Genomic DNA, 12,579 nt, shown 5'->3' on the forward strand with positions numbered 1-12,579 from the left:
CTCCACTATGTAGCAACTTGCATTTGATTACTTAACAGACGGCTGAACAATCCTTTATTATCAGCAGACAGCTTAACAAAATCTCCTGACTGTACGATTTTTCCTTGATCCAGCACAATGACTTGATCTGCATTGCGGATCGTCGTCAATCTATGTGCGATGACAATGACGGTGATTTCACCTTTCAGCTTCTCAATTGCTTCTTGAATTTTTGTCTCGTTCATCGTGTCCAGCGCACTCGTCGCTTCGTCAAGAATAAGAATCGACGGTTTCCTTAAAATAGCCCTTGCAAGAACGAGCCTCTGGCGTTCCCCCCCCGACAGCCGAATGCCGCGATCGCCAATAATCGTATCCAAACCATCCGGCAATTTAAGCACAAACTCGGCAGCCGAAGAAAATTGCAGCGCCTCCCACAATTGGTCTTCACTTGCTTCTGGATCAATCATCGACAAATTATCCCGAATACTGCCATGAAATAAAAAAGGATCCTGCGGTACATAACTAATCGAGCTTCTAAGCGAGAGCAGATCCTCATCCGTCAATGTCTTGCCGTCTATAAGCACCTCGCCATGCTCGGGCTTCATTAATCCCATGACTAGATCAATTAAAGTGCTTTTCCCCGCGCCAGATTGGCCAACAATTGCAGTCATGCACTTAGCTGGAATTCGCAGATTGATGTTTTCAAGCGTGTAATGAGGTTGTTCCTGGTCATAACGGAAATAGACCTCTCGGCATTCCATTTGATGCTTCAGCTTGAGCGGCATAAATGACTTGCTTCTGCCAACATCCGAAATGTCAATTTCCTGTGCATGCAGAGAATCTTCTTGCAATTCCATTAATGCACGGAATGCAGGCGATGCCGATGCAATTTGTTCCAGATTAGACTGGATATCCGTAATACGCGGCCAGAGACGAGCGAACATAGCTAAAACGAGCAGCAAATGCCCTCCTTCATTTTGAAACATTGTAACTGAGGTGAAAACAAATGCAGCAATCAGAATAGATGAGGTGATTTTATAAACCAGCTTCGAATTACTTCTTTGCTTTACGTTTAAGTATCGTTCTTCTGCAGAATCACGCGACCAATCCTGTAACCAGCTATAACGTGACTGCTCTAAAGAATTGCTTTTAATATCCTTCATTCCGTTAAATTGATCAACGATCCCCGCCATATAGCTTTCATGAAGCTTGACGGCTTTAAATCCAATCTTCTGTGATTGCTTAATAAATCTTCGAGATACTAAAATAACCAGGCATCCGAAACCGAGTATCGAAAGTGTCATAAAAGGAGATATAAGGAATGCAATTCCGATTTGAATGGCTGTAAACATTAGAGAAGCCATAAATTGAAGCACAAGATAAGCTCCATTAGTTACACGGCCCAATTGGTCCGTTAAAGAGCTGATTAAATCTGTTTTTCGTTTTCTCATAAAAAAAGACCATTGAGCCTGTAATAATGCCCTATTGATCTCTAATCTAACACTATTAATATAACCCGTTAAAATTTGCGTATCACGCATGCTTAACCTTCGGCTAATAAGACTTTGTCCTGTAACTAAAAGCATATACAGCGTTAGCACGATTAATAAAGCCTGCAGCATAGGCATTTGTTTCAAAAATTCTAAAAGACCCATACCAGGAATTTGGATTTGAATATCAATGATGCCAATGATCGATAGAAGCGGTACCAGCAATATAGTGCCTATTCCATCCAACAATCCGATAATCATGACCCCGAACAGATTGAAGTATAGCTTACTCCCCGCATAGATATGCAGCTTTCTAGTGAAATATAAAATTTGTTTCATAGCTTATTCCTTTCCATTGCTTGTGACGAATATTTTTTGGAAAAGAAGCCTGTAATCGTAAACCTGCTCATTTCTTCATATCCCGTAACATATAATGACCCGCTCCGCAGCCAGGCATGAGCAATAAGCTTTCCAGTTTCATCCTTTGCGGTTCCTAGATATAAAGTACTCTCAATGCGACGCTTCTCCAGCATTTTCATAGCTGTCACCGCGCGCACTAAACATTTCGTCTCCCAAAAAGTATATTTACACATGATTTCAATAGCTTGGTGTACGCTTATTAATGTTCGATGATTCTCTTTTTGGTAATCCTGACCTGTTTCAACCATGTATTCACCAAGCGATGCAGCAAGCTTGGAAAAAGGATAATGCAGCAAATAAAACCTAGCCCAGCCTAAATACAAGGTCGCTTCTATCAAGAGAAGCTTAGTTTTGAAATCCAAAGAAAACAACATTTTTAATTTTCTGAGCATTTCTAGGCACCTTTATTTTCCCGATTCAATATAACTAGCTTTTCTTTTGACAAATGAATTAAAAATGATAGTAATTGATCTTCACAGGTGCTGCGATCAACATCAAATTCCTCCATCAACTCGTCAACAATTTGCGTCACAAGCTTAGGCTCTTGAATGAGGTTCCATATCTGGCTGCCCATTACACCCAAATTATAATACTTTCCGTTTTCCACACTTAATATTACTTTTTCTTCTCCCATATCGCTTACTATATTGTTTTGACTGCATACGACTAATGCATTTAATAATAGCGACTGATCTGTTATCATTGTTCATTCCCCCACAGTGATAGTATCCAATATCAAATCGACAAGCTGCGGTGCTGAAAAGCCATCTGCAGAACGATGAAGCCGGTAGATTGGTATTTGATTGCCTATTTTAGCTGATAAACCAAAATGCCAATCTGAAAGATTCATGCTGGGAATCATAAATTGTCTAAAAGTATGTTTAAAAAGTAAAGGCAGTTTTTCTAGTTTATTTACGGCTTCCAAACTATTTTCTGAACTTTCTGACATATTCAATTCGAAAATTCCAGCTAGCGGCATTCTATCTGCACAATAACGTTCCTCAACAGGCACACAAAACTTGGTAGCCCGGCCATGGATCGAGCGCAGCTCCTCATTGTCCATACCAAAGGCATCCAGGCTTTGCTGCCACAGCTTTTGCTGGGGGTAGGACGGCGTCACAATTGGATATTTTTCTATTGATGAAAAGGTGACAGGAATAATATCATCCGTTAATAGCTTATAACCGCGCTCTACGAATGCAGTCGCTAATGTAGACTTTCCTGCTCCAGATTCACCAATAAATCCGTATGCTTTTCCTGAAATAACTACTGCACTTCCATGTAAAGGATAAATTGACCTTTGAAGCAGCAATATACCCATGCAGGTGCCTAGAATATATAAGCGGATTATATCTTCATCCGTCCAAGAATAAGGAGAGACGATAATTTTATTGCCATTTATTATCCGAAATACTCCGGCATCATGAGTTTGCAGCGTTACCATACCATCCGCGACTGAAATAGATTGCGTATTGGCGTTAAACCCATGTCTTAGAAATCGATCGATTACAATTTCTATTTCAGCTGAGTACTGATCTTCGCTTGCTTTCATGAGTTCTGGAAATGAAATGTCGCTCAAAATGTGTAAACCAAATGCTTTGTAACTTTCTTTAGTCCCTACATTTTGCAAATTACCCACTCCATAATAATTGATATTGGAAGCTCAATATCTTGCAGGATACGAGCTTCCAATTACTGCTTATTAGGCTTCAAGCCTAGCTCCAGGTAAGTTGATCTCTTGGAGTTCCTACCGGATAGTCATGATCAAGTTCATTTCCGTTATTTGGATGCAGTTCTGTCATATTAACTTGCAGAACTTCCAATTCGGGCATAACCCACTGCTTTTTCGTCATATGTATCACCTCCTTTAAAAGTTTCGTTTCAGAAATCGATATACGATGACGCTCCACATTAAAACACGCAGATCTTGGTCATTAGCATTTTTTGAATGAACAGCATCCTGATATTTAGACAAAGCATCATTAATAATCGCTCCATCCAGAAATTGTAATATTGTATCATCCCTGCTCATCTGCTTAGCTTCTTCGATAAATGAAGGCCAGAAGGCTTGCATGCGATGCAGCCAATCCGCTCCTTGGATGCCGCGTACTGTTTGATTCATTCTTACCTCATCCGGCAAGTGATTTTCAGTTGCTCGCCTTATAAGTGCACGATCTAATCCATGAAGCACATATTGGTCTTCAGGAACGGACAAACAAAATTGAATGACGCGTATATCATTTGAAGGATCTCGGCTCCATAAGCCGTAGGACAAGGATAGTTTGGAATTAATCGTATTCGTTGAATACCAATGGAATAGATCTTCGAAATGCCATTTTCTGAATTTGTATATATTCGTTTCAGTAAATATCCCGGTTGCGTCCATACCATGCATTTGGAGTTGTTCCGTTACTTTTGTTTTTCTGGCAAAGTCAGGGTTTATGATAGCTCTTGGCTTTACTAATACATGTCCTTTATTTCTGTTTAGCGCTGGCCATGTACTCATCATTTCCGACAAGACTCGCGCACGTCCAGTGCTTCTTTTCATGCTGTACGCTTTAAGCTCTTGAGCTAAGCGAATCCATCTTAATTGTTTGAACAGAAGCATGTAATTTTCTATCGCGTATCCCCAGGAAATCGTCATATTTCCACGGGCTCCGTTTAATAACACCCCGACGTTTTGTTCGGCCGCTTTCTCGAAAATGCCCTTGATCCAAAATGAATTAGCAAAGTTTTTATAAGGCATTTCCAGTATATCCAGCAGCGAATCAATTTCTGTATACGAATTAGTATCTTGAAAGTTCAAATAATTGGCTTTAATTCCGCCTATATGCTTAACGACAGATTCGATATATGGAGTCTCATTTGCCATTCTATTTTTAGGTGTATAATCAATAAAGTCATCCGTTGGAATATAACTGTATGTATGCAGCGGCTTGTTTTTTGAACGCAGCATTTTTGCCGCATAAGCCACAACCGCTCCCGAATCTAGTCCACCGCTTAAATGCGATCCTACATGACGATAGGTACGGGACCGGGCGTTGACTGCCTCTTCAAACACATCACGAAATGCTTCTACATATTGTTCATCCTGTTTAAAGCGCAGCTTCTTATCTGCCTTAATTGTAATATACCTTGAAGTCTTTACTTGATTGCCTTCTACCGTCATACTATGGGCAGGCGGCAGCTCGTATATGTCCTGATATACGTTAAGCGAAGCATCAACAGTAAGAATAGCTGTACAAATTGCAAGATACTGAGCCAACCATTGTTCATTAAGGCGTTTTTCTACTTGAGGCAAGCCTAATAATGGTTTCATCGTCGTGCATAGCGCTAATCGAAATCCATTCCAGTGGTAGTACAGCGTTCTGCTCCCTGAGGAATCTCTGGCGGCGAATAATTGCTGCTCTCGTTCATCCCAAATAATAAAGGCATAATCGCCAATCAAAAATCGGGGCGCCTCCTTCCCCCATTTTGCGTAAGAAAGAAGTATCAATTCGGCATCCGTAATATGTACTCTTCGAGCATATGGAACAGCAAGCAGATCGAATAATTCCTTGCGATTATCAATAATGGCATCAGCAGCAATCACCAATTGTCTTAACGAATCATATAGGGGATTGAGTTCATCAATAGATTCCGGAGTAATCCATTGATTATGGCAGCCAAGGAACACATTATCTTTATGCCAGGCTTGGATTGTATGACAAGGAAATTTGGCTAGAGCACTCATGATTTTACTTCCTTGATCAAGTGTAGAAGATTGTCGCTCTGTCATATAAATGGCTGTAATGGCGCTCATTCTATCCTCCAGTTAAACCGTGATTTTGTTCGTTGTGTTGAACAGAATTACCACTCACTTTTGTTCTTTATTAAGAACATAACTAAATATTACACTTATATACAACTACTGTCAACAAGTAAATCATAGATTGATTGTGAAAGATAAAAAAACTTGTTTTATGCAAGAAATTACTATATTGAACAGCACTAGAATGGTTAACTTTCAATCGAATTATATCCTATCATCCTTGCATATACTGTCAAAATTTGTTGCATGAATATGTACATTTGACTATATTTTTTGTTTTTTATAACGAATTCATTAATCTGCTTTAATTACTACTGTGAGCGACTGAAAGTTCTTCGTAAAGAACACAATCCTCTTTCATCAGAAAAGAAAAATCCATCTTAAAGTAACTCATGCATGAACATTAAGATGGATTTTATGAAGCCTTAATCGTTTCTTAAATATAAGAAAGTGACCATTAATTCATTATTTTTCCGAAAGGTTTAAATTCAGCTCTGTTTCCGATTTTTTTCCAGGTTAACAATCTATTCGTCGTCCATACGACGGAATTGTCCCTTGTCGTTTGAGCGATATTTGTATTCCATTGGGGTTCAGTACTAGCAGAGATGCCAGCAACTGTACATGTAAAGTAAATACCATCAAGCCCGTCTGCCTTTATTACTTCATCCTTTTGATAAGCCTTATTCGGTGCCCATACTCCAACATTCTGATTAATATCCATAACAACCTCTCCAGAAAAACCTTTAAATTCAATAGGCGCAGGGGCAGTATTGCCAGGGAATATGGCCTCATATACATGAGTTCCGGCATAGATCCGATCCCGGTGATTGAAATAGCTTTTGCCGGTTCTTTCCTGATTACAAGCATACCCGGCAGTCGTGCACACCCAGCCTTGGTATTCACCTGGTACAGGCGCCGAATTATTAAGCACATACCCCAGCTCATATTTCCCTGTGACCGGCATTGTTTTCACATGGCTATAAGGTTCGAACACCCCATTCACATAATTGTTAGCAGTGAAAACTTGGTCACTAGTAATCGGTTGTATGGCCGTTTCTACGATATTGTTTTTATAAATAATGACGTTCTCCGTTAACTGTCTGTTCAAATTTACAGCAACTACAGGTTTAGCAGATTTGAAACGATTGCCATCAATTAAAAAATATCTGCACGTAAACGTATTCACCCAAAAGTCAAACATAATAAAGTTGTCAGCTGTATTGTCATATTCGAAGCTATTATTGACTAGTTCCAAGCTTCCTTTAATATTGTAGAGCAGTGCTACCGGCTTGTTATTCCCGATAAATTGACAATTACGTATGGCGAGCTTTTCCAAATAATAGTCTGCTGTCAAGTAAAATAATTGATTAAACGTATCCCAGTTGCTGAACCGGCAGTCCGCAATTTCGTAGGCGGCCCCCTTCAATAAGGCTATAGTGGGAATGAAATTAAATTCACAGCTTTGAATGATGCCTGCAGGTAAACGAAGAGGTTTCGTATTGTGGAATATGCAATTCGAAATTCTCCAGCCATAGGCATCGCTTTGGCCAGTTACTGTATTTAATGCCGAAGTCTGTCCCTTGAATATGCAATGGGAAATACTTTGCGGTTCCTTGCCATAAAAGAGAGTCGGTTGTTGACCCGTCATAAATTTTGAATTCTCATCATGATAAAACACACAATTATTCACATCTACTAAATAGGGTAAATCTTTCGTAATATGCAGAGAGCTATTGTGAAAGTAATTATCGCTAAATATGGTTGCCGCTGCTTTTCTGGTTGCCGCTGTGCACATGTACAGTTTATTATTAGTAAACATGACATCGCCATCAAAGGTCAGGACAGCGTTAGCGTAATGATTGTTATCTATTGTAATATCTTTACAGCGATCCCAAACCTGGCTGGGACCTAGCCGCTCCATTACATTATTCGTTATGGCCACATGCTTCGTACTGACGAGACTAACGCCAATTTTGCAGTCATAAATATGATTGCTGTCTATAAAGAAATATTGATTTAATTCATAGCCGTCTTCGATATCTATTGCTGCTTGTGGTGGGGTACCGGCAATATCATGTATTTTATTGTTTTTAAAAGTGATAAATTTACCTGTACCGCTTATTCCACAACGCTTGGAATGATGCAAATGGCATTTTTCTATATACACATGTTTGGGGTATAAAGGAACTGATACACTTAATATAACGGAATTAGAGGCGGCAGGATCCGGTATCTGAGCTTGATATAAAACGATCCTGGCGTAAGCAGCTTGAAGAGGTACCGGGATTTCATCGAATATTTTAATAGTAGATAGTGCGGTTAAAAAGTTATCCTTGGCATCATAAAAAATGACATCCATTACGCGTGATTTAATATCTGTTCCCAAATCCGCCCAGCCATTGCCGCTTATAGTGAAATAGCCAAACTTTTTTATTGCCTCGTTATTCAGCAGCAGTGTATTTTTCAAACGTATTTTGGTGCTATCATTTATATCCAACCCTGTTGAGGTGTTAATGCTGCCTTGCTCCCAGTCCTTCAGATTGTAGCCGCTCTGGAAATTGGGAGAAAGTCCGAATGCAATAGAGTCGCCTGCACAATTAAATATCTCCAGATTTTTCAACTCAATTCGTTCCGGATTATCTAGGCTAGCATCACCGCTGAAGCTGCCAATTAGAACGCCAGAACAGCTTTCATGTGTGCCTCCGCTTGAATAGTCATGGTACTCCCGATCACCTTCTAGGATGCCGTTAGTCACCTTTACGTTGTTTTGAGATCTAATATTTATAATACTGTACTTATCATATCCATTATTTCTAATTCGCAAAGTAGCTCCGTTTAAATTTAAAGTCATCCTGCTTGCCGGTAGTATTGGATTATACTCATCAATTAAATAGTTTCCGAAAGGTAGTATGATCTCCGTAAAACCTTGATCAGAAGCCCATTGTATTGCCGCATTTATACCAATGGAATTCGCTTTAGCTTGCTGCTGATCGTTTGTGTCAATAATGTTTCCCGTTATCCCCCATCTGTTCAAATCTATTATATAAGCGCTGGGAACCTCGCCAATCTTTTGATCGAGATCCAGCAGCTTTTCTTTCAAACTGGTCGTAGGATCAACATAAACCGCTTCAGCGATCGTTATTGGGTATATATAATGATCATTACTGCTATCTTTAATTTTGTTTATTTTACCTTTCATCACCAATCACCCCCAGTTCATCTTAATTGCTTTCTATGACCCAAGTCCCTCCGAATAAAGCGGCATCTTTTCCATTCCCGCTCTGGTCCTTTAGGATACTAAATAACGCGTTTGCCGAGTCGTTCCCCCCATTCAACGTTGGTTCGGTTAAATTGTAGGCAGCCACAAGATGTCCTTGAAGAAAAATTTGGATACGATAAACCTTGCCCTTCATGGCAGGGTTATTTTTATAATCCGAAAAAATGTTGATATCATCTGCAGCATTTGATTTTAATCCCAATGATAATGATATGGTTATTTTTTGATACATGACCTCACTGAATTTAAATGAGCTCTTTCCATTAACAAGGATCGTTTCCCATACATTGCTGTACTGTACATTTCCATTGCCGTTAATAGCGAGGTAAGCGGCAGACAGGCCAGGTCTGGCATCTAAATAGTAATACCAAATATTTTTTGGAGATTGAAAAGCTTGGCAAGTCAGCTCAATTTTATCAAAAGGCAAGCTCGGCAATTTAATGTAATCGGTTACTCCATTCATCTGCAATGCATAGATACCATTCGTTCTTACAATAATGTTAACTCCATTGGATTCATACCCTGAAGAGCTTCTTACTTTAATCGTATACCTATATTCAGTTGACGGTGCAGCACGCTTAATCTGATAGCTTATAGGCTGCAGCTTCGATAAGGTCGCTGGAACGGTATCCACAAATAATTCATTTCGATAGATCGCATATTCTTTAACATTGGGAGATACACTTTCTTCCCAGTTTAATATAAAGCTAGTTTGTTCTAGATCGGTAACATGAACATTTTCAACTTCTGCAGGAATTGCATCATCCAGCAGTTCAACAGGCTCTTCCTCTAAAGCTCCTGCCCATTCCTCAAACATAATAGCGTTCTCTAGATTTTTCATTTCAAACGGTACCCATTTTCCATCTTGATAAGCCAGTACATTTTTATTCTGTGGCGGTTTTGTTGTAAAATCCACATCCGTGCTTTGACTTATGGAAAATTTCATATCATTATTATCAACACTTGGCAATAGAGCCCAATATTTTGGATCAGAGAGCGGTATCCCAACATTATCAACTAGGCAAAGATAGGCAGAATTTTGTTCATCCGATACTACATTTCCTTTACTGTACTTAGCATTGGGGTCAAACAAGCCCTGATAATCCTTCATTTCAGCTGCCAAATATATGAACATTGACAAACACCCTCCCGCTATAAAGCCGTATCCTTCCTTAAACTATTATATTTAATAAGCGGTTGATACGCTTGTTCATATGCCCTATGATGGTTAAAGGAATAATTTGTATCATGAATAGAAAAGGATGGTGCAGAATGAAAGCAGCATTTATATCGGATATACATGGCAATGCTGTTGCCTTGGAAGAGGTGCTTCGGGACATTGAACAAAAAGCAGTCGATAAAATATTTGTACTGGGCGATATCTGTTACCGGGGTCCAGAACCGAAGCGGGCGTTGGAGTTAATTCAGTCTTTACAAACGGAAGTAATCAAAGGAAATGCTGACGAATGGGTTGTGCGCGGCGTGCAGCAAGGGGAAGTCCCTGATCATCTGCTAGACTTGATGAACAAAGAGAGAGAGTGGACCGTTTCCAAGCTCGACCATGCGGATATGGACTACTTAGAACAGTTACCTACTGCCATACATTATAAACATGATGATGTAAGGTTGACCGCATTTCATGCGGTTCCTGACAATTTATTCAAAGTCATACTGCCTTATGCCGATGACGAAGTTTTAGACACAGAAATCGTAAAGAAAGCCAATGCAGACATTTATGTATACGCTCATATCCATAAACCATATATCCGATATGCTAACGAAAAAATTATTATGAATATTGGCAGTGTCGGGCTGCCGTTTGATGGTATGCGCATGGCCTCCTACGGAATCGTAACAATTGAGCAAAATCGGATAAGCACCTCTATTGAACGTGTCGCTTATGATACCGAGAAAGTAATAAGCTTATACCATTCTGTTAATTATCCAAATATGAATATGACAAACGTTATTAAAAATGCCAAGGTTTAAACCCTAGTCAGCCCTTAATAGATTAGGTAGTAAATCATATAGTTTACTACCTAATCACCCTTCCACTCCTAGCTGTAATGACTTCATTATTTTTTTATAAACCTTCCCGATTGGCGCTTTGATTAATTGCTTTTCATACTCATTCATACTCAAAAACCAAGCCACTAGGAAATAAACGATCGAGAATAGCAAGCATTCAAACAATAATTGCCCCCAGCTTGATACTAGTAAATACTTTTTTGTAAAAACCGCAAACAAAATACTTCCTGATAAAGGCAAGCTCATTTTCATAATATTTATCCAAAATTTTTTGATCTCGATCTTTAATTTCTTTTGGTAATAAATATTCATAATGATCACATTTCCAATAATAAAAGCGATTGCCGTTGCAATAGCGCAACCTACCGCACCCCAATACCGGACAAATATAATGCTTAAAATAACATTTGCTACTGCTATGCAAAAATACAAAATGGTTTTGAACTTTTGCAAGTTTTTAGCTTGCAAAATAACTCCTCCCATACTTTGGATAAGAGAAATTAAAGAAGGAACAAGTATAATCAAGGCAATAAGATAGGAAGTATTATAATCGGAACCTACCCAAAGGTGGATGAAAGGCTGACCAAATACGATAAACCCGCTCATAGCAAAAGATAGTATGATAAATTGGACACGCCCAACCTTTATAAACAAATCAGAAAGCTCTTTGTCGGGCACTTCACGTGTAACCATGCCCGTTACCTTCGTTAAAAACACATTTGAAATAGCTGAAGAAAAACCTATAAAATAACCGCTAAAAGCAGTGCCTATAGAATAAATTGAAACCGCGATCGATCCGCTGTATATGCCTAAAATGATTTGGTCCGTAGACCAATAGATTCTTTCTATAATTAGATTCAGAAAAATAAAAGATGAAAATACGGTAATTTCACGAAGCAATCCTTTAGGGATACGGCCAAATACTATTTTTATCTTGAGCACTTTAAAGCAATAAAACATGTTGAAAATAATGGACAGCATGCTGACTGCTGTCGTTACTACAGCCATAGCGATTGAACCATAACCCATGATTAATAAGGGAAGTACAATTAGCGGGCTAATGATGGAGCTAATGATTACGATAACCTTTTGAATGACGAATTTCTCTAATGCTAGAATGATAACACTGAAAATGCCAAAGCCTATTCCTATTGCAATATTGATAACCATAATCGCCATTAAATACTTTAATGTTGTTAATTCCTCTATACTAAGCGATCTGGAAAATATTTGTTCTGCATTTAAAGTAAGAATTGTTCCCGATATTAATGCTATACTCCCTAACATTCCATACATGATGAAAAACATGCCATATAATCGGGAGCATTGCTGTTCATCATTTAGCGCTTTGTATTTTGCTGTATACCTAATGACCGCATTGCCTAAGCCAAAATTCAAAATTCCGACATAACTTGCAGCCGAGGTAGCTAAACTGTAAATGCCATACTCACTCTGACCCAACAATTTCAACATGATCGGCGTATACACAATGGATATGGCGCTGCTTATAAATAAAGCAAGATAAGACAATATGGCTCCAGCCTTCAATTGATTCCTCATACATATATCCTTTT

Annotated in this window: 10 protein-coding genes; 1 reads left to right on the forward strand and 9 read right to left on the reverse strand. The window is 39.0% G+C overall.

The features are described from left to right. Nucleotides 1-5 precede the first annotated feature (5 nt). The 8 genes from V1L65_RS12165 to V1L65_RS12200 form a co-directional block, all read right to left on the reverse strand. Nucleotides 6-1,808 carry an ABC transporter ATP-binding protein gene (locus V1L65_RS12165; protein WP_331699415.1) on the reverse strand — a complete coding sequence of 601 codons (1,803 nt, stop codon included), beginning with the start codon at nt 1,806-1,808 and terminating at the stop codon, nt 6-8. Beyond that, complete coding sequence (locus tag V1L65_RS12170; RefSeq protein WP_331699416.1) at nt 1,805-2,281, reverse strand: lasso peptide biosynthesis B2 protein; 477 nt, start codon at nt 2,279-2,281, stop codon at nt 1,805-1,807. The genes V1L65_RS12165 and V1L65_RS12170 overlap by 4 nt, the downstream gene beginning before the upstream one ends. A gap of 2 nt (nt 2,282-2,283) precedes the next feature. Beyond that, nucleotides 2,284-2,592 carry a lasso peptide biosynthesis PqqD family chaperone gene (locus V1L65_RS12175; protein ID WP_331699417.1) on the reverse strand — a complete coding sequence of 103 codons (309 nt, stop codon included), beginning with the start codon at nt 2,590-2,592 and terminating at the stop codon, nt 2,284-2,286. A gap of 3 nt (nt 2,593-2,595) precedes the next feature. Next, nucleotides 2,596-3,528 (reverse strand): aldolase, encoded by a 933-nt coding sequence (locus V1L65_RS12180; protein WP_331699418.1) that lies wholly within the window; start codon nt 3,526-3,528, stop codon nt 2,596-2,598. 76 nt (nt 3,529-3,604) lie between these two features. Then, nucleotides 3,605-3,742 carry a paeninodin family lasso peptide gene (locus V1L65_RS12185; RefSeq protein WP_331699419.1) on the reverse strand — a complete coding sequence of 46 codons (138 nt, stop codon included), beginning with the start codon at nt 3,740-3,742 and terminating at the stop codon, nt 3,605-3,607. Between the two features lie 14 nt (nt 3,743-3,756). Next, nucleotides 3,757-5,691 carry an asparagine synthase-related protein gene (locus V1L65_RS12190; protein WP_331699420.1) on the reverse strand — a complete coding sequence of 645 codons (1,935 nt, stop codon included), beginning with the start codon at nt 5,689-5,691 and terminating at the stop codon, nt 3,757-3,759. A gap of 466 nt (nt 5,692-6,157) precedes the next feature. Next, complete coding sequence (locus V1L65_RS12195; RefSeq protein WP_331699421.1) at nt 6,158-8,899, reverse strand: hypothetical protein; 2,742 nt, start codon at nt 8,897-8,899, stop codon at nt 6,158-6,160. A 22-nt stretch (nt 8,900-8,921) separates the two neighbouring features. Further along, nucleotides 8,922-10,112 carry a fibronectin type III domain-containing protein gene (locus tag V1L65_RS12200; protein WP_331699422.1) on the reverse strand — a complete coding sequence of 397 codons (1,191 nt, stop codon included), beginning with the start codon at nt 10,110-10,112 and terminating at the stop codon, nt 8,922-8,924. A gap of 137 nt (nt 10,113-10,249) precedes the next feature. Here V1L65_RS12200 and V1L65_RS12205 point away from each other — a divergent pair, with 137 nt between their 5' ends. Beyond that, nucleotides 10,250-10,966, forward strand: coding sequence for a metallophosphoesterase family protein (locus V1L65_RS12205; protein WP_331699423.1), 717 nt, complete (start codon nt 10,250-10,252; stop codon nt 10,964-10,966). 54 nt (nt 10,967-11,020) lie between these two features. On the opposite strand, the gene V1L65_RS12210 is transcribed toward V1L65_RS12205, so the two are convergent. Next, entirely contained in the window at nt 11,021-12,565 is a 1,545-nt protein-coding gene (locus V1L65_RS12210; protein ID WP_331699424.1) for an oligosaccharide flippase family protein, read from the reverse strand. Between the last annotated feature and the right edge of the window lie 14 nt (nt 12,566-12,579).

Origin of the sequence: Paenibacillus sp. IITD108, from assembly GCF_036541265.1 — a bacterium.
GTDB lineage: Bacteria > Bacillota > Bacilli > Paenibacillales > Paenibacillaceae > Pristimantibacillus.